The 21,467-nt window shown below is 58.4% G+C and carries 24 protein-coding genes, 2 tRNA genes and 1 pseudogene; 17 read left to right on the top strand and 10 right to left on the bottom strand.

From position 1 onward, the window contains the following. Positions 1-12 precede the first annotated feature (12 nt). A complete protein-coding gene (locus B5E41_RS24430; protein ID WP_088396411.1) occupies positions 13-1,278 on the bottom strand; it encodes a glycerate kinase type-2 family protein in 1,266 nt (421 codons plus the stop codon). 194 nt (positions 1,279-1,472) lie between these two features. Here B5E41_RS24430 and B5E41_RS24425 point away from each other — a divergent pair, with 194 nt between their 5' ends. Both B5E41_RS24425 and B5E41_RS24420 read left to right on the top strand, forming a co-directional pair. Continuing rightward, entirely contained in the window at positions 1,473-1,772 is a 300-nt protein-coding gene (locus B5E41_RS24425) for a DUF6074 family protein (protein WP_088396410.1), read from the top strand. A 149-nt stretch (positions 1,773-1,921) separates the two neighbouring features. After that, positions 1,922-2,326, top strand: a complete 405-nt coding sequence (locus B5E41_RS24420; RefSeq protein ID WP_088396409.1) for a low affinity iron permease family protein — start codon at positions 1,922-1,924, stop codon at positions 2,324-2,326. 52 nt (positions 2,327-2,378) lie between these two features. Here the strand turns inward: B5E41_RS24420 and B5E41_RS24415 are convergent, their stop codons facing one another. The 4 genes from B5E41_RS24415 to B5E41_RS32420 all read right to left on the bottom strand — a co-directional run bounded on the left by B5E41_RS24415 (position 2,379) and on the right by B5E41_RS32420 (position 4,789). Beyond that, positions 2,379-2,738 (bottom strand): low affinity iron permease family protein, encoded by a 360-nt coding sequence (locus B5E41_RS24415; RefSeq protein ID WP_088396408.1) that lies wholly within the window; start codon positions 2,736-2,738, stop codon positions 2,379-2,381. Between the two features lie 222 nt (positions 2,739-2,960). Continuing rightward, entirely contained in the window at positions 2,961-3,881 is a 921-nt protein-coding gene (locus B5E41_RS24410) for a hypothetical protein (protein WP_011425090.1), read from the bottom strand. A gap of 198 nt (positions 3,882-4,079) precedes the next feature. After that, positions 4,080-4,349 carry a hypothetical protein gene (locus B5E41_RS24405; protein ID WP_088396407.1) on the bottom strand — a complete coding sequence of 90 codons (270 nt, stop codon included), beginning with the start codon at positions 4,347-4,349 and terminating at the stop codon, positions 4,080-4,082. Beyond that, positions 4,346-4,789 carry a hypothetical protein gene (locus B5E41_RS32420; RefSeq protein WP_245303147.1) on the bottom strand — a complete coding sequence of 148 codons (444 nt, stop codon included), beginning with the start codon at positions 4,787-4,789 and terminating at the stop codon, positions 4,346-4,348. Before B5E41_RS32420 ends, B5E41_RS24405 begins: the two co-directional genes overlap by 4 nt. On the opposite strand from B5E41_RS32420, the gene B5E41_RS24395 reads away from it, so the two are divergent. From B5E41_RS24395 to B5E41_RS24380, 4 genes are all read left to right on the top strand, one after another. Then, the gene (locus B5E41_RS24395) at positions 4,789-5,124 is read left to right on the top strand and encodes an oxidoreductase (RefSeq protein WP_088396406.1); all 336 of its coding nucleotides are present in this window, start codon (positions 4,789-4,791) and stop codon (positions 5,122-5,124) included. The genes B5E41_RS32420 and B5E41_RS24395 overlap by 1 nt on opposite strands. Before the next feature lie 287 nt (positions 5,125-5,411). Then, on the top strand, positions 5,412-5,591 hold the full coding sequence (locus B5E41_RS32415) for a hypothetical protein (protein WP_082240285.1): 180 nt from the start codon (positions 5,412-5,414) through the stop codon (positions 5,589-5,591). A 226-nt stretch (positions 5,592-5,817) separates the two neighbouring features. Beyond that, entirely contained in the window at positions 5,818-6,021 is a 204-nt protein-coding gene (locus B5E41_RS24385; RefSeq protein ID WP_085859325.1) for a CsbD family protein, read from the top strand. Positions 6,022-6,179: 158 nt separating this feature from the next. Further along, on the top strand, positions 6,180-6,494 hold the full coding sequence (locus tag B5E41_RS24380) for a hypothetical protein (protein WP_088396405.1): 315 nt from the start codon (positions 6,180-6,182) through the stop codon (positions 6,492-6,494). Between the two features lie 355 nt (positions 6,495-6,849). Here B5E41_RS24380 and B5E41_RS24375 read toward each other — a convergent pair. Next, positions 6,850-6,924: transfer RNA gene (locus B5E41_RS24375), tRNA-Asn, on the bottom strand. A 117-nt stretch (positions 6,925-7,041) separates the two neighbouring features. Here B5E41_RS24375 and B5E41_RS24370 point away from each other — a divergent pair. Both B5E41_RS24370 and B5E41_RS24365 read left to right on the top strand, forming a co-directional pair. Next, a complete protein-coding gene (locus B5E41_RS24370; protein ID WP_088396404.1) occupies positions 7,042-7,359 on the top strand; it encodes a hypothetical protein in 318 nt (105 codons plus the stop codon). Between the two features lie 95 nt (positions 7,360-7,454). Next, positions 7,455-7,742, top strand: coding sequence for a hypothetical protein (locus B5E41_RS24365; RefSeq protein WP_088396403.1), 288 nt, complete (start codon positions 7,455-7,457; stop codon positions 7,740-7,742). Positions 7,743-7,796: 54 nt separating this feature from the next. Here the strand turns inward: B5E41_RS24365 and B5E41_RS24360 are convergent, their stop codons facing one another. Further along, positions 7,797-8,135: a KTSC domain-containing protein gene (locus B5E41_RS24360; protein WP_085859329.1), complete on the bottom strand. Its 339-nt coding sequence runs from the start codon at positions 8,133-8,135 to the stop codon at positions 7,797-7,799. Between the two features lie 112 nt (positions 8,136-8,247). Further along, on the bottom strand, positions 8,248-8,511 hold the full coding sequence (locus B5E41_RS24355) for a hypothetical protein (RefSeq protein WP_064802091.1): 264 nt from the start codon (positions 8,509-8,511) through the stop codon (positions 8,248-8,250). Between the two features lie 268 nt (positions 8,512-8,779). Between B5E41_RS24355 and B5E41_RS24350 the strand changes: the two genes are divergently transcribed. The 9 genes and pseudogenes from B5E41_RS24350 (at position 8,780) to exoR (ending at position 20,027) form a co-directional block, all read left to right on the top strand. Next, a tRNA-Cys gene (locus tag B5E41_RS24350) sits at positions 8,780-8,853 on the top strand. 1,104 nt (positions 8,854-9,957) lie between these two features. Further along, positions 9,958-10,920, top strand: coding sequence for a sterol desaturase family protein (locus B5E41_RS24335; RefSeq protein ID WP_088396402.1), 963 nt, complete (start codon positions 9,958-9,960; stop codon positions 10,918-10,920). Between the two features lie 420 nt (positions 10,921-11,340). Beyond that, positions 11,341-11,581, top strand: a pseudogene (locus tag B5E41_RS32405) (tyrosine-type recombinase/integrase); the annotation flags it as partial. A 531-nt stretch (positions 11,582-12,112) separates the two neighbouring features. Next, complete coding sequence (locus tag B5E41_RS24320) at positions 12,113-12,778, top strand: protein-L-isoaspartate O-methyltransferase family protein (RefSeq protein ID WP_176439476.1); 666 nt, start codon at positions 12,113-12,115, stop codon at positions 12,776-12,778. Positions 12,779-13,042: 264 nt separating this feature from the next. Then, positions 13,043-13,915, top strand: coding sequence for a PopZ family protein (locus B5E41_RS24315; RefSeq protein WP_088396401.1), 873 nt, complete (start codon positions 13,043-13,045; stop codon positions 13,913-13,915). Positions 13,916-14,031: 116 nt separating this feature from the next. Next, positions 14,032-16,875, top strand: a complete 2,844-nt coding sequence (locus B5E41_RS24310) for a valine--tRNA ligase (protein ID WP_088396400.1) — start codon at positions 14,032-14,034, stop codon at positions 16,873-16,875. Between the two features lie 396 nt (positions 16,876-17,271). After that, positions 17,272-18,519, top strand: a complete 1,248-nt coding sequence (locus B5E41_RS24305; protein WP_088396399.1) for an OmpP1/FadL family transporter — start codon at positions 17,272-17,274, stop codon at positions 18,517-18,519. Between the two features lie 229 nt (positions 18,520-18,748). Beyond that, positions 18,749-19,213, top strand: coding sequence for a hypothetical protein (locus tag B5E41_RS24300; protein WP_088396398.1), 465 nt, complete (start codon positions 18,749-18,751; stop codon positions 19,211-19,213). Positions 19,214-19,232: 19 nt separating this feature from the next. Next, positions 19,233-20,027: an exopolysaccharide production regulator ExoR gene (gene exoR, locus B5E41_RS24295; protein ID WP_088396397.1), complete on the top strand. Its 795-nt coding sequence runs from the start codon at positions 19,233-19,235 to the stop codon at positions 20,025-20,027. An 84-nt stretch (positions 20,028-20,111) separates the two neighbouring features. Here the strand turns inward: exoR and xth are convergent, their stop codons facing one another. Continuing rightward, complete coding sequence (gene xth, locus B5E41_RS24290; protein ID WP_088396396.1) at positions 20,112-20,903, bottom strand: exodeoxyribonuclease III; 792 nt, start codon at positions 20,901-20,903, stop codon at positions 20,112-20,114. A 231-nt stretch (positions 20,904-21,134) separates the two neighbouring features. Further along, positions 21,135-21,467 (bottom strand): iron-sulfur cluster insertion protein ErpA, encoded by a 333-nt coding sequence (erpA, locus tag B5E41_RS24285; protein WP_064810183.1) that lies wholly within the window; start codon positions 21,465-21,467, stop codon positions 21,135-21,137.

The following is a 21,467-nucleotide window of genomic DNA, read 5'->3' as shown; positions in this document are numbered from 1 at the left end:
CGTTCATGGGCTCTAACGGATGAGGATCGCTCGGAAATCGTTGACGTTGGTTCCGGTCGGACCGGTCTCGAAGAGATCGCCGATCGCCTTGAACGCTGAGTAGCTATCATTGCCGTCGAGCAGCCGGCGCGGATCGAGCCCGGCGGCGCGAAGACGTTTCACCGTGCCGCCATCGGCAAAGGCGCCGGCATTGTCTTCCGAGCCGTCGATCCCGTCCGTGTCGGCAGCCAGCACATCGATGTCGTCCTGTCCGTCGATCGCAAGCGCCATGGCAAGGGTGAATTCGCCATTGCGTCCGCCCTTGCCGCCCTTGGCTCTCAGCGTCACCGTCGTCTCGCCGCCGGACAGGATGACGACCGGCTTTGAAAATGGCCTGTTCCGCCCCAGGACCTCGCGGGCGATGGCCGCATGCACCAACGCCACGTCACGCGATTCGCCTTCGATGGCATCTGAAAGGATTGCCGGCGTGATCCCTTGCGATGTCGCCTCGGCGGCGGCCGCCGCCAGCGAAACGCCGGCAGAGGCGATGATGTGATGCTCGTGCCGCAGGAATACCGGGTCGTCCGGCCGCGGCGCATCGGCTTTCGGCGAGTTCAGGTGGTCGAGCGCGGCCTGCGGCAGCTGCAATCCATATTGCCTGATAATCTCCAGCGCTTCGTGCCGTGTTGAACCGTCAGGCACCGTCGGCCCGGACGCGACATGGGCCGGATTGTCACCTGGAATGTCGGAAACAATCAGGCTGACGACTCTCGCTTTCGTCGCCGCCGCCAGCCTTCCGCCCTTGATGGTGGAGAGATGTTTGCGCACCACATTCATCGTCGAGATCGGCGCGCCCGAAGCAAGCAGCATTTCGTTGAGCGCAATTTCGTCCTCGAGCGTCAACCCTTCCGGCGGGGCGGGCAGCAGTGCCGAGCCGCCGCCGCAGATCAGCGCGATCACCAGATCGTCTTCCGTCAGCCGGTTCACCGTTTCCATCAACCGTCTCGCGGCAGCAAACCCCGCAGCATCGGGCACCGGGTGGGCTGCCTCGATGATCTCGATGAAGCGCGTTTCGCAGCCATAGCCGTATCGGGTGACCACCAGGCCCTCGACCGGTCCCTCCCATGCGCTTTCGAGTGCCCGCGCCATCTGCGCCGCGCCCTTGCCGGCGCCAATCACGATGGTTCTTCCCTTCGGTTTCTCCGGCAGGTGCGATTTGATGCCGGTCAGCGGATCGGCGGCGCGAACCGCCGCGTCGAACAGGCTTTTCAGGAAATCGCGGGGAGCGGTTATCGTCATCGTTGGTCTCTGCTGCCTCAATGTGTCGATCATGATGGGGACTGTCGGCGCATCGGCGTAGCGACGTCAAGGCCGAAGATGCGGTGATCTGACGGCAGTGACGCAGAGTCTCGCCATTTAAACAGGCGAACGAATAGAAAGCATTAACCATCCTCCCGTAGACAACATATAGGATCAAAGGAAACCTGTGTTCGATGGCCACTGAAACGACCCGCCGCCCCGCCGCCTCCCACGATGGCAAGGTTATTGCCTTTCCCTCCGCAACCGGAACCGCCAATATCGAGCGCTGTGCCCGGGAACTCAGCCGCCGGCATGGCGCGGACGCGATGGAATTCTGGAAGGCCGAGTGCCGCAGGCTTGCCGATCAGCTTCTAGCCGCGGGAATGCCGGAGAGCGATGTCGGTCAGCGGGTGATGGAGTTTCAACAAGATGTCCAGATCGAACTGGTCCTCAGCCACCAGAAGCAGGCCGTTGCCAAATCGCGGAAACGCTGATTCGTCAGGTTGAATTCGACGCGTCCGACCTGCAATCTCATGCATTGAGCAGACGGTCCGGATCGACCTCGACGGCATGAGGAACTTCCGCCCGGATCTGGAGTTGATGTTGTCGATTGACAGCATTGATGCTGCGGGAGCCTTCTCGAATGTCGAACAAATCCAATTTCTTCTCTTCTTTCGCAACCGCCGTCGCCGAGCTGTCGGGAAGGCCGTTCACCTTTGTCGCAGCTCTGATGCTCGTCCTCCTCTGGGCGATATCAGGCCCTTATTTCGATTATTCCGAAACGTGGCAGCTTGTGATAAACACGACTACCACCATCATCACCTTCCTGATGGTGTTTGTGTTGCAGAACAGCCAGAACCGTGACGGAAAGGCTCTGCAGGCCAAGCTTGACGAGCTCATCCTGACGAGCCAAGCCGCCAACAAGTTCGTCGGCATCGAAAAGCTGGACGAGGGCGAGCTCAGGGAAATGAGCAAGACGCTTTCAGAAAAGGCTGAAAGCGTCGAGGAAAAGGCCGAGGAGAAATCCGCCGCAGAGGCGTCCGGCTAGCGTATCGGCCCGTCCGAAAGGGCGCACGGCGCTCTAAACACGGTGCACTGCTTCAGGTGCGCTTCTGCGAAATCTGGTCTTGATGCTGCTGGCGCATGGCTTCAATGGCGCCGACATCTTTCTTCTCCGCCGCAATCCAATGGTTCCCCGCCTCACTCGATCGGATCAGTTCGTCGAGCTTGGTGTGGAGTGCCTTCATGTCCCGATTTTGGGAGTGCTGCACCAGCAGCAAAATGAAAAATGTAATGAGTGTCCCCACCATGTTGGTCAGCAAGAACCACTGCCGGGGAAAGGAAAAGCTCAAACCCACCGCGATCCATATAGCTGTGAATACGATCAGCGCGGCAAGAAGCACACGATGCCCTGCCCATGCTACGGCGAGGTCGGAAATCAGTCGAAAGCGCCAGCGCATACGGCTCTCCACAGCCCGTACCAGGGAAGATGGAGCAGATCGGAGCCGTTTCCATTACCAGGCGTACCGCGATTTTTGAGATGGGCTTGTGGCACTTCAGGTCTCAAATACGCGGTCTCTTCCAGGGTTAGCGTGACGCGTATTCTTACTTCTATCTTAGGCTCATTGCAGAGCCGAGGTCTTCAAGTAAGGGGGGCGCAGCAAAGCCAGCGCCCCGCTTAATTAAAGGCGGGAAGTGACGACGAGATCTTCCTCTGCGTCGCGTTGCGACCCTCCCAGAGCCGCGGCCGCAGCGGCTATGAAAGCGCCGACCAGAAGCGACAAGGATCCAAGCAATGCCGTGGTCGAGGCGGCTTTTCGTGCCTCGTCGGCAGCCTTCTGGGTGGCGACCTTGGCGTCGTCGATACGCTTCAGCACCGTATCGACCCGAGTGCGTGCATCGGCTTCGGAAAGACCGGTCCGCGCAGAGACGATTGTCGCAAGATAGGCCTTGTCGTCATCTGGAATTTGCCCTTCGGCAGCGCCATTGAGGAGGATGCGGGAGACTTCCGATGTTGCCGCGGCATCGTTGGATGTCGCTGCAGCACGCGCCTGGTCAGGTCGCAGCAAGGCGTCGGTAAAATAAGCGGTGGAAAGATCCAGTGGCGAAGTTGCCGACGATGCTGCTGCCGTACCGGCGGCCGCGGCGGTCGAGCCTACCGCTGACGCGGCCGATCCCACAGCCTGTGCACCGGCGCCAGCGAGCGCTGTCAGCGACGATGCCAGGAATCCGGCGACAAAGATCGTCGCCAGAGCCCAGCTTATGAAACCATGCGCGGTGTCGCGGAAGAAAACCTCATCGGTGTGGACGGCCGCCCATTTTGTGCGCAGGCGGCCGGTAACATAGCCTCCGAGCGCGGAGGAGAGCCATTGCACGAGGACGAGCCAGATCGCCGCCGTGATTCCGAGTGTGCCGAGCGAACTGCTTTGTCCTGACCAGGGCGACACCATCGTCAGCCCAAGCCCGGATCCCAGAAGCAGAAGGATGAGGGTCACTCCGATCGCGGCGGCTGCGCCACCGAAAATGGGGCCCCATGTCATGGCTGATTTGGAGGATTCGACCGGAGCAGCAACCTCTCCGGACTCTGTCATTGAAACCGACATGATCCGTTCCTATCGCATAAACAGAGCCAGAAGGATGATGATAGGCAGTGGAACGCCGAGCAGCCAAAGTAGAATACCGCGACCCATGAGAGACCTCCTGTCAAAGGCGACGTTACGTGGTTGATGCCACACAACTTTTAAGCACGGCATTTGTTCCCGGCCGGTGGGAGCGGTCGGTTTGAAGTGGGCGATTTCCTGTCAGTCGCGCGGCAGCATTTGAAGGAGCAGCAGATTGCCGGAGCGGTTGCCGCATCCTTGGCATTGAAGGCGTTTGGCCAGACTGGCGAGAGACAGGTCCTGGCCGCAGCGCCGAGCAATATCCCGCCGGTCGATAAACATCTGGCGGCGACATGCGTGGCAACGGGCATAAATGACGAACCACTCCGGTAACGTCGCCAATGTTGCCTTTTCGATTTCGACGGCGTGGCGGTCAGGGGGCGCGAGGCCGATACCGCGACGATGTCTCATGGCCTCTCAAAACGTGTAGTCCGTTCACATGACATGCCGCGGCTCACGTCCTTATCTCTCAGAGCAAGCTGAAGTCGCAAATGATGGCAATCTAGCAACAGCGTCGTAATGGCGGCACGGCTGTCCCCTTGATGAAAAGCGACAACTGCGTCTACTTCTCCTCTCAACGTTTCTTCTGCCAATTTCTCGGCTGCCTGCAAACGCACGACCTCGATCTCCTTCAGAGCTTTCAATCCGATTTTCACCAACCGCCTCGCCGATGTTCCTATTATGTTCCAATCGGCGTCCAAGTCAAGAATGAAGGCTTTTCCGCGGACCGTTCGGTCATCAACCGAGGCGGCGCAACGCAGGGACGTTCCTGTACGCTTTCGAACTGAAACAATCTCCAGAGGCTTTTGTTTGCTGCCTATCGGCAATGAAGCAGCGAGGAGGATATCCAATGCTTCTGAGAATGATGGCAGTAGCAGCAATCACGATTGGCCTGGCAACGTCGGCAATGGCGCAATCAGGTGCCGGCTCGGGATCGGGCAGCAGCGGCGGAGCTTCAGGTTCCGGCAGCGGCACCATGTCTGGTTCGGATGCTAGCGGTTCCGGCAACGCCAACTCCAGCGGTGCCGGCGTAAATACGACTACCGGCGCCGGTGCGACCGGCGCGAACGGATCCGGTGGCGATCCGAACGACTGCCAGCGCCAGCAGGCCGGCGGCACCGGCAACCCGGCTCCCACCTCCGGCAATAACTCGACACAACCCGATGCGGCAAATGCATGCCGTTGAACGTTGGCGTCGCTTCGTCAATTTGCCCCGGAAATCAGTATCGCTTCCGGGGCGTCGTTTGCGTCGTGGTATCTTGTAATATCGGGGAACGTCCAGCGATATCAGCGTATTGCACCAAATTTATCCGACTGGCACGAATTTTGGCGGCTGGGGCTGACGTCCGTTGAAAGGCGCGCCTATATCTTCAGGCGCAGAGCGATTTCGGAAAAGATGACCCGGGAAACACGTCCGTGGTTCTCGAAGGAGCGGTCTCGCTAATCGAGCGCAGCGGAATGGGAGAAGCATCCATGAGCAGATTTCGAGCATTTTTAGCAGCCGGAGCAATTGGCCTGTCGGTCATTGCCTCAGCTTGCTCGACACCGCCAAATTCATATGGCTCGGCATCGGGATACCAGCCGGGCGATTCCATGAACCCCGCCTGCGCCGACGGCTTCCGACCCGGCGACGGCCGTTCGTGCAGCTATTAAAAACGGCGCCGCTCGAATCCGATGTCAGGGAGCGGAGGACGAAGCGCTCGATTTGACATGCTGAACGCCCAATCGGAGCCTCCGGCCGCGCGAGCGATCGAGGCAGAATCTTGTCACTCGCTGCCCAAATGAAGAATGTTGGTTCCGTACTGGTTGGCGGCTCGTGAACGCGGAACCCTTATCGCTCGTGTCCGTTCCTCTTTCCTAACGACAGGAGGAATAAGCCATGGATTGGAACCGCGTCGAAGGTAATTGGAAGCAGGTGAAAGGCAAGGTCAAGGAGCAGTGGGGTAAGCTGACGGACGACGATCTCGACGTCATCAACGGTAAGCGCGATCAGCTCGAAGGCAAGATCCAGGAGCGCTACGGCTACGAGAAAGACCGCACCCGGCGAGACATTGATGATTGGTACAATCGCCAGACCTGGTAATTCGCATCATCGGGGAACGGATCGGTCAATCGGCACGCCCAATTTGATGGGCGTGTCCACACCAGCGGCGCATCGGCTGGTGTTTTTTGTGAGCCGGCCGTCGTTCATCGGAGGTTAATGCTTATTAACCCAGAATCGCAGCTTGAAAGGATGCGCCGATGAAGATGCTTTTTGCCTCGCTTGCAGCCATTGTCTTGTCTGCATCTTTCGCCCTTCCGCTAAACGCCGCGCCGATTGTCATGTCGAAAGCGGTAGCTATGCACACCGCCGACGTCGAGCAGGTCAAACACCGTCGCCACGGTAATGGACATGCGTATGGTCACTGGAAGAAACACCGGTACGCTTACCGCGACTGCCGGTATTACGGCTCGTGCTATCGCCCGCGGTATTACGGCAGCCGCGACTATTACGGCTATCGCGACTATTATCCCGATCGTCATCGGTCGGGTGTGACCGTGTATTTCGATTTTTAGTCGGCAATGCCACGGAAGCGCGCCGCCGGTCTCAGCGGCCGGCGGCTTTGCCGATTCTCGCTCTTGCAATAAAGGGGACAGATGAAGGCACCTCCATCCATCTCCGACAGATAGCTGCCGCCAATGAGAATGCCCTGTTCGCGCTTGATCCGGGCCCCAAATTAGTTCGTTGATGCTTTCGCCCGCCTCAGCGATAACCGCTGATAGCCGGTTCCTCATCCGCACGCCATCAGGCAACAATTCGCTTCGCTTGACGTGATCAACGAAAAACAGCTGGCAAAAGTGGGTAGGGAAAGCGAGGGAAGTAAGTGCCTGCCTTCGGATTGCTCAACAAACAGGCACTTATTTCTAGAATTGGCTCCCCGGGCCGGATTCGAACCGGCGACCTGTCGATTAACAGTCGAATGCTCTACCGCTGAGCTACCAGGGATCACTGCTTGGCGCGGTGTGAGTGGGCTAATACAAATGCTTGCCCGATTTGCCAAGCGGTTTTTTCAAAAAAATGAAATGAACTTGTATTTGGACGGCCTGTGCCCATCTCTGGGAAATGACAATTAGGAATGATCGCCAAGAGACAATGGGCAACGAAAAGCGCAGAAGACGGGCAGGGCGCTTCGGTATCGACCACGTAAACCACAGGCTTGTGCTAGGTTCTTTCAGCATCGGCATGCCGCGCTCACGCATCGGGCGGATGGCAATCGGCACGGCCCTCGTTTTCTGTGGATTGCTGGGTTTCCTGCCGGTCCTCGGTTTCTGGATGCTGCCGCTCGGCCTCCTGGTGCTCTCGCATGATCTTTCCATTGCCCGCCGGCTTCGGCGCCGGCTGGCAGTCTGGTGGCACAGGCGGCGAAAGCCGGCCAGGTAGCGGCGGTCGCCGGAGACTCCTGCGGGAACCGTGGATCGTTTTCTGCATTGGTGGTTTATGGAGCTGAAACGCACCACGATGATCCGGGTGAGGATATGAAGCCGTTGTTTATTGCAGTTTTCTCGGTGGCAGCGATCGTCTCAGCCACATCAGCCGAGGCCCAGGCCGTCGACAGTCGCGGTTTCGACGCAAGCGGTATCTGCCGCCGCCCCGAAGGCTGCGTCATCGATCAAGGCCAAGGCGGCTATAACGGGCCTCGCAACTATCGCAATTTTAACGGCCGCAACGAGCGCGACGGCAGCAATGATCGTGGTCGGGACGATCGCCGCTTCCGTTCCCAGAACAGGACCTCGCTTGAGAGCGTCGGTATCATCGTTGCCTGATCACGCAGGTCCGGTTGTCGAGTTCGATCTGTATACATCCGGATGAATGCGATTCTAATTCGATCGCAGTTCGCTTTCCTCGAAAATTCCGCCATGGCCCTGATCGAGCTCGGTTGCCATCAAGAGACTGCAGGCGGCAAGAAGCAGAACGAGCTTCAGTCCGTGGACTGCCATCGAGACCGGTTGTCGACGGGCCGGTGAGACGCGCGATGGCGCGATATAATACCGGTAATAGAAGTGTGGATCGTCCGTTTCCAGAAGGTTCTGGTAGACATGTGGCGGAATGTTCGCATGTCTCACCGGCGCGGAACCAGCGAACTTTACGTGGAGATCCCGGGTCTCGACATCATATGCCGCACGTCCCTGCCTTTCTCTGAGGGCAGCCCATTCCATCGCAGCTCCTATCCCTCCCACGGCGATAACATGGCGGGCAGGCGCTCTAAGTCAAGTTGGGAATTTGTTCAAATGCCGCCGGTGGTTCTTCGTGTCCCGAGTGGCAGCCAATTCACCAGGATCGGCCGGCGTCGAAATCTTCGCACTCTTCCTCTGTCATCTGGCGGTGGACAAACTTGCCGTCGACGACCTTCCGCATCACGTGGCCGGTAATCGGCATCTTCGTGTTGATGTCGGTGACAGGTTCGGTAACGAGGGCATAGCCCCACTCGTCTTCCTTGCCTCCGTTCACATAGATCATCGAGATGCGTTTGAGCGTGGCAAGCAGTGAAAAGAAGATGTCTTTGGCGGTCCCGCCGAATGTCGCGTCGTGCATGATTTCTCCCCAGGTAATGGGGATCAACCAAATCGGTTCGCGTTACAATCCTAACTATTTGGGGTGATGCCGAAAGGCCGGACTTTTATTGGTAATAGTTAATCGGCTATCATCATCCAAGCATCGAGCCGGTCACGCAGGATTGTCCGCAAACGCCTATTTGGAATGAAAAAAGGATCACATTCAGAATGAAAGGTCTTGCGCTCATTCTAGAGCTGGTCTAAATCGCGGCCACCACACGATATTTTTCGATGTCGGTCACAGGTGAGGCCTCGTGGCGGAGTGGTGACGCAGAGGACTGCAAATCCTTGTACCCCGGTTCAATTCCGGGCGAGGCCTCCAAAAAATTCCCTGAAAAGCAGCGGCTTAGCCAAAGGCTCCGGGCTTCCGTGGCCTTTCATGTGCCGTTCATATGTGCCACAAAATTTTACCAACAATTAAAACGAATTTTCCGCGAGGCCCATTTGGCTCCCGGCAGCTCCACGGCACATGCCTGAGGGTGATGTTCAGCGGCGCGGTCCACCGTCAAAATCTACGAACGAACGGGGAGGAGATCGGGAAGAAGCTGCTGGCGGAAGGCATTGCTCGCAGCTGGAACCCGAGACGACGCAACGATTGGTGTGGCTGAGATCGAAAAGGGATGGCCGCCCACCCCGCTAAGCTGCGGCGGGGCTTTTTTTGTCCAGCTCCGGAACCGCATCGGGACAATAATGGTTAACTCCCCGGATCGCGGGAGAAAGCCAGTACCTTCAGATCGCATAATGCCTTCCTCTTAGCGATCCACCCCATCCTAGAGTTGGGTCGTGCGGAGGCAATTTTCCGGTCAGCTCCCAAAGCGACGCTCCGCGCGACCCGGCACTTTCGATATTTTCACACACCTTGTTTTTCGCCAGCGACGCGATGATGGCGTCGAGCTGTCGGGTCGTTCCTTCGGCCGCGCGCTAGAAATCGACCCGAAAGCGTTAAGGAAGCGCTATCGCCGCGAGCTGGTCATCGGCGCCCGGAAACTGGAAGCTGCTCTGATCGGCCACCTTCTCCGCCTTGCCGACGACAAAGGTGATGTTGCCTTGGAATGTCGATGCTATCGACCGTGTTCGGCCGAAACGCCAATGCCAAAAAAAGCCCCGCCTTAGGTAGGGCGGGGCCGGTTATGGGTTGCGATGGGCCGCACATCGAAGTGTCGAGCGGCTGCTGTGGAACAAATCTCAGCACGGCCCGAGGTCTTACGATCGGCGGTGCCTATTGTAGTTCTTTTTATAAGCCTTTCGGCCGGCCATGTAATTCCAGCAGCTTTTGGTAGTGCTCCTCGACCCTCCTACATGCCTCCGGGACTGCACTTCCACCGCCGGTAATACATCAAAAGGACGCCCCGATCGTCCTTTGAGCAATCTGGCAAAAGCGCATCGTCAGAACTAAGCTGTACGGGTTCGTGTTTGGAGCAGGGCCATGGAGCTGGTCGAATACTGCCTGCACAAGCTTGGAAGCTTTTTTTACGGCACTTACTATCTGAATGGTAGGGCAATGGCGCTCAGTTTCGCCATTTCCATTGGCCTGGTCCTGACGGTTTTCGCGGTGGAACTCACCTGTGTGGGGTTCGGCAATTCCGGGTTCCGTCGGGTTTTCTTCGAACGCAGCAAATCCACAATCACCGACATCGTCTATTTCGTCCTTCAGGCGACGGGAATGATTACGCTATTCGCGGCGCTCGCATCATTTGGTCTGTCCTATGCCATCACCCGCGCGGCTCAGGATGCCCCCCACCTGGACCTTGCCCGGAGGCTGCCAGGCTGGGCACATGTTCTCTTGTTCCTAGTGCTGTCAGACTTCTTGAGCTACTGGCAGCATCGGTTGATGCACCGGCTGCCGGTACTATGGCGGCTGCACGAATTTCACCACGCAGCCGAAGAGTTCAACGCGCTGACTTCGTCACGGGAGCATCCGCTGGAGAAGGCCATAAACATGGCCATTATGGTCGTTCCGGCGCTGCTTATCGGCCTGCCAACGGCCGAATTCGCCATTGTGACCATCACCTTTGGCGCCATTGGTCTGGTCAAGCACAGTGCCATTCCCTGGCATGGCTGGTTTGGCAAATACGTGATCCAGTCACCACGCGACCACTTCATCCATCACTCCCGAGTGCCGGAACATCACGACAAGAATTTCGCCAATTATTTCCCGATCTGGGATCATTTGTTCGGCACCTATTACGAGGGCGATGCAGGCGGTGCAAAGCTCGGTCTGGACCGCGACTACTTCAACCAAACCGATCCGTTCCGCGAAAGCATCGCCACAGAAATCCGTTTCTTCCAACGCGCGGGCCAAGCTGCCAAGGCCAAGTGCGGCATAAGTCCCATAAGCGGAAAACCTGCCTCGCCGCCGGGGCTGTCGGGCCCGGAACAGCGCCGATAGCGCGAAGCTGACATCGCTCTGTTTTGATAAACGGCAGCTCTCCGGAATCCACGAACCAGTTCCGATTGACAGAAATGGGTCGATTCCAGCCGCCGCTTCCGCTCCAACAAACCCGGGTTTAAATGCGTTGATGTGGAGCCGATCGCAAATCCGTTGAAAAAGGCCGCCGAATTCATAAACCCGTGCACCTCTAGCCGATAAACTGTCGCCCTCGGGCAAACATATCAACATGCTCGATCGATACGTATTCACACTGCCGGATTTTGTCGCCAGCGGGGAACTCCGACCGCTGGGCGATCCATCAATCCCCGATGGGCATGACGCGTGAAATCCTTATGTGGGTTATCTGCTCCGTTGCTACGCGGATCCCTTATCGTCTTAGCCGAAGTCAATAACACGTATTAGGCAATTGCTTTTTAAGAGTACACGGGCTTGCACGCGCTCCGCCATTTCTGTGCGCTGGCTGATCAACCGCAAAGAGGATGGCGGTCTCGGCCTGCCGGCGAAGATGGTGCAGGAGCGGCTAGGGCATGCTTCGATCGTCATGACGACGGATGTCTATGGGCATCTGTTCCCGCGTTCTAATGACGGGAAAGAAATGGAGCAAGCGGCAAACACCTTGTTCAGTGCGACACAGCAGTGCGACATAACTGCGACATAGCGGCAAAAAACGCTTTGAAAACAATGGCGGAATAAATTCTGCAAATCCTTGTGTTCCGGTTCAATTCCGGGCGAGGCCTCCAATTTCTCCTCATCGCTGCTAAAGAGTTGCGAAACCTCGCTGATTTTCGAGGCGATTGTTCGGCCGCACGCTATTTTACGGGCAAGCGCACGCAACCGCGTAGCCCGCCTCGGATTGTCGCGGGCTCTCGGCGCTCGATCTCCTCAGGTCGTTTCACCGTCCAGCAGCCCGCAGCAGAATATGCCGATGAGCGCTGCGACGATAAGGAAATCGAACAGCGTGAAATATTCGAAAATCGCAGACGTGGCCTGCTCCTCCTAATTTCCTCCGCTGCAAATCATAACACGAAGGGGCAGGGCGTTCCACGCTTGCGTTGCAGCCCGTGCCCTCCTGTGGCGCGAAAGAGCCGCCTGGCGGATTCTTTTCCCCGACCGCTGCCAAGCCTTGAAAGCATCCGTGGCGGAGATTAAGAGACGAGGGACAGGAACCGCTTTTCAAGAGCGAGAGGACATGATGGATTTCGAAGCAGCGCGCGCAAAGATGGTCGACACCCAAATCCGCACCACGGATGTTACCTCGCATTCCGTGCTGACGGCTTTTCTCACGGTGCCGCGCGAGGCTTTCGTGCCGGAGAAGTCAAAGCTTCTCGCCTATATCGACAACGACGTCGAAATATCGGCCGCCGCACCGGGCAAGCCGGCCCGCTTCCTGATGGAGGCCTCGCCGCTCGCCAAGCTGCTGCAGCTGGCCGCCATCGGCAAAGACGATTTCGTGCTCGAGGTCGGGTGCGGCACGGGATATACATCGGCGCTGCTGTCGATCATCGCTGGCTCGGTGATTGCACTCGAATGCGACGAGGCGCTGGCTGCCGAAGCGAAGGCAAAGCTTGCCGGCTATGGCAAGGTCGAGGTTGTGACCGGTCCTCTCGAAAAGGGCTACGCCGCCGGCGCCCCTTATGATCTGATCTTCGTCAACGGCGCGGTCGAGGAGGTTCCGGCCGCTCTTCTCGGTCAGTTGCGCGATGGCGGCCGTCTGGTCACCGTCGAAGGCCACGGCAATGCCGCTCGTGCCAAGGTCTTCGTCGCCGAGCGCGGCGCCATCTCGGAGAACGTCTTCTTCAACGCTTCGGTCAAGCCGCTGCCGGGTTTCGCCAAGGCGCGCGAATTCGTTTTCTGACACTCTTCTCCCAGTTGGATTCGAGCGACGGGCGCCATTGGCGCCCGTTTTTGTCAGTACTGCGGAAAAGCCTTCACAAACATCATTTATTCTGACGCTGTCGGCTCCGAATGCCGGCGGCAGGCATTGGTAACAAAACTGTGCATGGCGGCATTCAATTGATTCGCGATGATTTTTTTCGCGTCTGGGGTATTCTAAAGTCGTGGTGATTCGGATGAACGCTCCACACCGTCCGATCGTTGTGTTGGGATAACGGGGATAGATATGGCTCAGCCAAGTGTAGCGCGTGAACCGTCCATGGAAGAAATTCTGGCCTCCATCCGCCAGATCATCGAAAGCAATGAGCCCGGCGCCGGCAAGGCGATTTCAGCTTCCGTGCCCCCGGTTTACGGCGCCGACGACGACGAAAACGGCTCCGAAATCCATCTGACGGTGGATGACACCTATGCCGGCGTGGAGTTTCCCGAACCGGCCATGCGCTCTTCCGATCCGCGTTTCGTCGCCGCCAATTCGGCCGGCACCGCCCCTGAGGCCGAAGCTCCGGCCCACGCGCTGTCGCTTGCCGATGTCGCAGCCCGCGTGCGCGCCGCCTCCGAGCGCAGCGCCGTGCAGGCCAGTCAAGCCTTGCGAGAAATTCCGGGCGGCTTCCGCCAGCCGGAGCCGCAGCCGGCCGTGATGCCGGAGCCGCCGCGCGCTACAAGTCCACAGCCGCAGCCGACACAGCCCGTTTTTGCCGCTGCCGCAGCCCCCGTTTCCTCTGATCCCGTCCAACAGCCGGCAGAACCGACGCTTGCCGAAACACCGCGTGTCGCCGTCGCCGAGCAAGCCGCTGCTGCCGCCGAAACTGCGCCGCCGGCTTTGGAGCCCGCTCCTTCGTCGACCGAGCGTTTCCTGCCGAGCGTTGTCGAGGAGGTCCAGCCGGCCCTGCTTTCGGAAGATGCCGGTCTGCAGATCAGCCGCTCCTTCGAGGAGCTTGCCGCGGCGATCGACGGTGCCGAGCGCCGCTCGCTGGACGAGATTGCCGAGGACATGCTGCGACCGATGCTGCGTGAATGGCTTGATGACAATCTGCCGACTCTGGTCGAACGGCTGGTGCGCGAGGAAATCGAGCGCGTGGCGCGCGGCCCGCGCCGCTGATCGGATTGATTTTTCCTGGAAAAGCCGCTCCGGTTTCCGGGCGGCTTTTTTATTGACTTGGCCGTGGCCATCCTATTTACAAACGCCCATCCTCGAACCTCGAAATTGGTCAGAAAATGCTCGACAAGACCTATGATTCCGCTGCCGTCGAACCGAAAATCGCCGCGAAATGGGATGAGGCGGATGCCTTCCGCGCCGGCGCGAACGCCAAACCGGGGGCCGAGACCTTCACCATCGTGATCCCGCCGCCAAACGTCACCGGTTCGCTGCATATGGGGCACGCGCTCAACAATACGCTACAGGACATCATGGTGCGCTTCGAGCGCATGCGCGGCAAGGACGTGCTCTGGCAGCCGGGCATGGATCACGCCGGCATCGCAACCCAGATGGTCGTCGAGCGCAAGCTGATGGAGCAGCAACTGCCGGGCCGCCGCGAGATGGGCCGCGAGGCCTTCATCGACAAGATTTGGGAGTGGAAGGCAGAATCGGGCGGCCTGATCTTCAACCAGCTGAAGCGCCTCGGCGCGTCCTGCGACTGGTCACGCGAGCGCTTCACCATGGACGAAGGCCTGTCGCAGGCCGTTCTCGAGGTTTTCGTCACACTCTATAAGGAAGGCTTGATTTACAAGGACAAGCGCCTCGTCAATTGGGACCCAAAACTCCTGACGGCGATTTCCGACATGGAGGTGGAACAACACGAGGTGAAGGGCCATCTCTGGCATCTGCGTTATCCGCTCGAGCCGGGCGTCACCTATCAATATCCAATCGCCTTCGACGAGGAAGGCAAGCCGACTGAGTTCGAGACGCGTGACTATATCGTCGTCGCCACGACGCGGCCGGAGACGATGCTCGGCGATACCGGCGTTGCCGTGAACCCCGAAGACGGGCGTTACAAGCCGATCATCGGCAAGCACGTCATCCTGCCGATCGTCGGCCGCAGGATTCCGATCGTCGCCGATTCCTATGCTGATCCGACGGCCGGCACAGGCGCGGTGAAGATCACACCTGCCCATGATTTCAACGACTTTGAAGTCGGCAAGCGCGCGAAGCTGCGGGCGATCAACGTCATGAACGTCGATGGCACCATTGCCATCAAGGACAATGAAGATTTCCTTGAAGGTCTCGACAATCCTGCGGCGCTGCATGGCGCCTGGGACCGTCTGGAAGGGCAGGACCGTTTCTATGCGCGCAAGGTGATCGTCGAGATCTTCGAAGAGGCCGGCCTTGTCGACAAGATCGAGCCGCACAAGCATATGGTCCCGCATGGCGACCGCGGCGGCGTGCCGATCGAGCCGCGGCTGACGGAACAATGGTTTGTCGACAATAAGACATTGGGGCAGCCTGCCCTGGAGTCCGTTCGGGAGGGAAGAACCAGGTTTATCCCCAGGAACTGGGAAAACACTTATTTCAACTGGCTGGAGAACATCGAGCCCTGGTGCATTTCCCGCCAGCTCTGGTGGGGCCATCAGATTCCCGCATGGTATGGTCCCGACGGTCAGGTCTTCGTCGAAAAGACCGAGGAAGAGGCGCTGCAGGCTGCGATCCAGCATTACCTCTCGCACGAAGGCCCGATGAAGGCCTATGTCGAAGACCTGCTCGAAAACTTCAAGCCTGGTGAAATCCTGACGCGTGACGAGGACGTGCTCGACACCTGGTTCTCTTCTGCACTCTGGCCTTTCTCGACGCTCGGCTGGCCCGACGAGACGCCGGAACTTGCGCGTTACTACCCGACGAATGTCCTCGTCACCGGTTTCGATATCATCCCGTTCTGGGTCGTTCGCATGATGCAGATGGGCCTGCATTTCATGAAGGACGAGAATGGCGACCCCGTCGAACCCTTCCATACAATCTATATTCACGCACTGGTGCGGGATAAGAACGGGCAAAAGATGTCGAAGTCGAAGGGCAACGTCATCGACCCCCTGGAACTGATCGACGAATACGGCGCCGACGCGCTGCGCTTCACCCTGGCGATCATGGCCGCGCAGGGCCGCGACGTGAAGCTCGATCCTGCCCGCATCGCCGGCTACCGCAATTTCGGCACCAAGCTCTGGAACGCCACGCGCTTTGCCGAGATGAACGGTGCCAAGAGCGATCCACACTTCGTGCCGGAGGCCGCCGAGCTCACCATCAACCGCTGGATCCTGACAGAGCTTGCCCGTACGGAACGTGACGTTACGGAAGCCCTTGAAGCCTTCCGCTTCAACGATGCCGCCGGCGCGCTCTATCGTTTCGTCTGGAACGAAGTCTGCGACTGGTATCTCGAGCTTCTGAAGCCGGTCTTCAGTGGCGATGACGCGGGCGCCAAGGCCGAAGCCCAGGCCTGCAGCGCCTATATTCTCGAAGAGATCTACAAGCTCTTGCATCCCTTCATGCCCTTCATGACCGAAGAGCTTTGGGCGCATACCGCAGGCGAAGGCAAGGAACGCGACACGCTGGTCTGCCATGCCGAATGGCCGGCGCCGTCCTATGCCGATAACGCAGCCGCTGACGAGATCAACTGGCTGATCGATCTCGTCTCCGGCATCCGCTCCGTGCGCGCCGAAATGAACGTGCCGCCGTCGGCGACCGCACCGCTGGTCGTCGTCAAGGCCAACAATCTCACGCGCGAAAGGCTGTTCCGCCACGACGCCGCCATCAAGCGGCTTGCCCGCGTGGAAGCGATATCGCTCTCCGACGATGTGCCGAAGGGCGCAGCCCAGATCGTCGTCGCCGAAGCCACCGTCTGCCTGCCGCTCGGCAATCTGATCGACCTTGCTGCCGAAAAGGCCCGCCTGGAAAAGGCGATTGCCAAGATGGACGGAGAAATCGCCCGCATCAATGGCAAGCTTTCCAACGAGAAGTTCGTCGCCAACGCCAATCCCGAGGTGGTCAAGGCGGAGCGCGAGCGTCTCGATGAGCTGAAGGGGCAGATCGCCAGCTTGAAAACCGCGCTTTCCAGGGTCAGCGAAGCCGGATAAGTTTCATTGCGATTTTGGTAAGTTATTTCAAAGGCGCGCCCGCTTCGGGCGCGCCTTTTGTCGTGTGGGGCACGCCTGATTCGGTCTTGAGCGCGGCTGATTTGAGGCGCTGAGCCTGTGGATTTTGGCTTTACGACTATCCATTTGGTGAAAACTGCCACTGTTGTCGGATTGATACAGCTTCTGCAATGTTTGGAATGAAAACCCAAAAGCCCACCTCAAAGTTGATAGCTCTAGAATAAGATTTTATTAACCAGATTGTTTGACGTGTCCGTCAATTTCTTTACGTAAGTTAGCCACTGCAATGCCTGGGAGTGCCGCCGTGGGGCGCGTTGCCATGTCGAGTGAACGCTTACTAAAGTGGCGTACATCAATTGCTGGAGTGGGGGAGACACAATGGCATCGCGTATGTTTTCCAAGGGCGTAACGTCGCTCGTTCTTCTTTCGTCGCTTGCCTCGCCGTCCTTTGCTGGCGGCCTGGAGCGCGGCGGCTATAACATCGATCAGCTGTTCGATACGTCGCCTTTCTCGTTTCAGTCGGGCGTGACCTACGTCACGCCGCAGCGCAAGCTGAAGGATGTCCGAGACACGAATACGTCGATACTGACAGGAGGCGGCAATCTGAACAGCCGTCCAGACACGGCTGACGATACCTCAAATTACACCATCCCCTATATTGGTTTTAAGGCTGGTTTTGGCGATGCAGTCGACTGCCTCGTTGACTATTCGGAGCCCTTCGGCGCGCATACCGACCCCGGCGTGAACTGGGCCGGTGCCAACGATAACATTGAGACAGAGATCAAAACCCGCAACTATGGCGGCACCTGCTCCTACCGTTTTGATGTCGGCCCTGGGCAGCTTCGCTTCATTGGCGGCGCTTTTTATCAGGAAGTCGAAGGCTTCAAGGAACGTCTGGTTTCAACGCTTCCGCTTCTGCTCGGGACTGGCACCGGCGTCGGTCGCCTGGATATCGACGATAGCGGCTGGGGCTGGCGCGCCGGCATCGCTTACGAGATCCCGGAATATGCGATGCGTGCGAGCCTCGTCTATAACAGTCGCGTCAAGTACGATGACCTGTCCGGGACTGTTGATCTCCGTCAGGTTCCGGTTGTGCCGCTATATGGGGGCCTCGTCACACCTGTTTCCGGTTCCGCCGAAGCGCCGGATTCGCTGGAGCTGAAGCTGCAAAGCGGTATTGCTCCGGATTGGCTTGCATTCGGATCGGTTAAATGGACGAATTGGAGCGTCCTGCAGTCGGTAGCATTCTGCCCGACCAACGGCTTGCCTTGCCCCGCCGGTGGTCTAACCTCGCTCGACCTTCTTTATCGTGATGGTTGGACGATCTCCGGCGGTGTCGGCCACAAATTCAATGAGCAGTGGGCCGGTGCAGTCAGCCTGACATGGGATCGCGGCACCAGCCAAGGCTATGGCGCGCAGACAGACAGCTGGACGCTCGGTCTCGGTGCGGCCTATACGCCGACCGAACATATCGAATGGCGCTTTGCAGGTGCCGTGGGCGTGTTGACGAGCGGTTCGTCTGGTGCTGTGACCCGGAATGGCGTCACATACGGAGATGATGTCTCCTATTCCTTTGACGATGATCTGGTCGCTGCACTGTCGACAAGCATAAAGATCAAGTTCTAATTCCACGTTTTGAAGAATTGAGGAGCCCGGCACTGCCGGGCTCTTCTTTATGTGCGCCCATTAATCATGTTATTTTCCGGTCTCGTTTTGTGACGATTCAGCAACAGTTTTTTACGATGAATGACGTATGGTGGCGATGGGGTGAATTTGTCCATTTCCCGCCACAAAGAGAGCGCAGCGGTATTAGCGGGCGAGGTGATGGCAGACTACGGTGCGTGTAATCAGTAGCATGAGTCGATTTTTTTCCGGTAACAGCAGATCGTACGGCGCAAGTGGCGACAGCCGCGTGATTGCGGCCGTTTTTCTTTCCGGACAAGGCTATTGCGACCATAAATTCGACCTCACGATCATGCCATCTATCCATCCATTGCCGCCGTTCTCTGCCCGTTCGAACAGGCAGGCGAGCTTAACGGCAGATGCCGATACCGGTTTGGTCACATTTGGTAATTACGAATGCGATAAAGGCGGGAAGGCGGATGGCGCGCCCGTCGAAAGAGCGCCGAGAAGGTTGCAGGCGGACCGTGCCGGGAGCCGGGTGGTCCTGAATGATGTGCTGAAAATTCGGCCTTTTAGAAAAGGCCTATGGGCTGGATGCGACGCGGGTAAAGGGGCCATGGAGCTCGCCGCGGGATCGCTCGCCTTGAAAGAACACATCCGCAGTATGCCCGGCCTCAGCGCCGGCTGCGCGCGATGAACGAAAGAAATCGGTTGAAATGGTAACGTCCGAGTTCAAACTGTTCAAATTCATGCTGGTGAGCATGTGGGTGGCAATCTCGCTGTCCGGCCCGGTTCACGCTTTCGACATCAAGAGCGACGTCAGCAAGGAGTCCGGTCCTTTCGATCTGTTCAAGTTCGGCTTCAAGGCCTACAAAAACGGACAGAAAGAGGAGGCGGTCGAAGCCTACAAATACGCCGCCGAAAAGGGCCATACCGGCTCGCGCTGGGCGCTCGCCAACATGTACGCCGACGGTGACGGTGTTACCCAGGACGATTTTGAAGCCTTCAAGATCTACAGTGAGATCGCCCAGCAGGGTGTCGAACCCGGCTCGGAAGATACCGGCTTCTTCGTCAACGCGCTCCTCTCGCTCGCCAATTACTACAAGCATGGTATTGCCGGCAGCCCCGTCAAGATCGATCTCACTCAGGCGCGCCAGCTCTATTTCCAGGTGGCCTCCACCTTTGGCGTCCCCGAAGCACAGTTCCAGCTGGCGCAGATGATGCTGGCCGGCGAGGGCGGCAACGCTAGTCCGCAGCAGGCGAAAAAATGGCTGAACCAGGCTCGTAAGAGTGGCCATCCCGGCGCCATGGCGATTTTCGGAAATATCCTATTCGACGAAGGCCAGACGGCCCGCGGTCTCGCGCTGATGACCGCCGCTCTCGACCGCTGCAAGCCGAAGGATTGCAGCTGGATGGAAGCGCTGCAGGAGCAGGCCTTCTCGGTTGCCAATGAGGCCGACCGCCGCACGGCAGTTTCGCTGTCGCACGCCATCGCGAGCGGTTCCGATTGACGCTTTGCGTTAAGCGCCGGCATTCAACCCGTGCATCATCTCCATCGCACCCCTGAAATGAGGCGCTGCCATGGGCTCGGAATGTCAGGCCGCGAAATCAAAATAGGCGATCACAGGCACGTGGTCGGACGGCTTTTCCCAGGCCCTCACATGTTTTTCGATTGCCGCCGACGTCATCCGGTCGGCAGCTTCCGGTGAGAGCAGTAGGTGGTCGATGCGGATGCCGTTGTTCTTCGGCCACGCACCTGCCTGATAGTCCCAGAAGGAATAGAGCTGTGTCGCATCCGTCGTCGCGCGCACCGCATCGGTGAGCCCGAGATTTTCGAGCCTGCGGAATGCCTCCCGCGTCTGCGGCAGGAACAGCGCATCGTTTTCCCAGACCTTGGGGTCGAAGCAGTCGTGCGGTTCGGGGATGACGTTGTAATCGCCGGCAAGCACCAGCATCTCTTCATAGGCCAGCCGTTCGGCCGCAAAGCTCCTCAGCCGCTCCATCCAGGCGAGTTTGTAGGGATACTTCTCTGTGTCGACGGGATTGCCGTTCGGGAGATAGATGCAGCAGACGCGCAGGATGCGCGTGTCGGGCAGCGTGAACACCGCTTCCAGGAAACGCGCCTGTTCGTCTAGCGGGTCGCCGGGCAGGCCGCGGTTGACTTCAAAAGGTGAGGTCTTGGAGAGGATCGCGACGCCGTTGAATCCCTTCTGGCCGTGCGTCTCGACATGATAGCCGAGCGCTTCGATCTCCAGCCGGGGAAAACCTTCGTCGATCGTCTTGATCTCCTGCAGACAGACGATATCGGGATTCGAATCCTTGAGCCATTGTGTGAGATTGTCGATACGCGCCTTGACGCCGTTGATGTTCCAGGTCGCGATCTTCATGGCACTGTCCCGTTCGCTAGGGCATGTCGCGCAAAACTGTGCGGCTGTTTTTGCGATTCACGACACGCGGAAAATCAAAGAGCTAAAGCGTGGGCCAAGCGAATCTGAAAGATCGTGACGCGCTTCAGTGCGCTCCTTTTATCGCGGTCTTTCGCCGCTGGACAAGCCGATAAACCGGCTGGAAGCAATTCTTCCGCCGGTCGTTGGGGACAACGCTGTATGTTCGGATATTCAGATCGAGAAGCTGGTGCCGCAGCCGCAGCTTGCCACCGCATTGGGGTTCTTGATCTGAAAGGATTGGCCAAGCAGGTTGTCGACGAAGTCGATCTCGGACCCTGCCATATAGACGAGCGACAGGCTGTCGATCAGCACCTTCGCGTCGTTTTTTTCGACGACGACGTCATCATCCTCAGCGCTGTCGGCAAGGTCGAACTTGTAGGAAAAGCCCGAACAGCCGCCGCCTTCCACGGAAACGCGCAGCGCGCTCTTGCCGGCCTCAGCACTGATGATGGCGGCGATACGCTTTGCCGCGGCATCCGAAAGAGTTACACTCGTATCCGTCAT

The sequence above is a fragment of the Rhizobium esperanzae genome, assembly GCF_002204185.1.
In the GTDB taxonomy this organism is placed as follows: Bacteria; Pseudomonadota; Alphaproteobacteria; order Rhizobiales; family Rhizobiaceae; genus Rhizobium; species Rhizobium esperanzae.
This window is presented reverse-complemented; position numbering and strand designations above follow the sequence as displayed.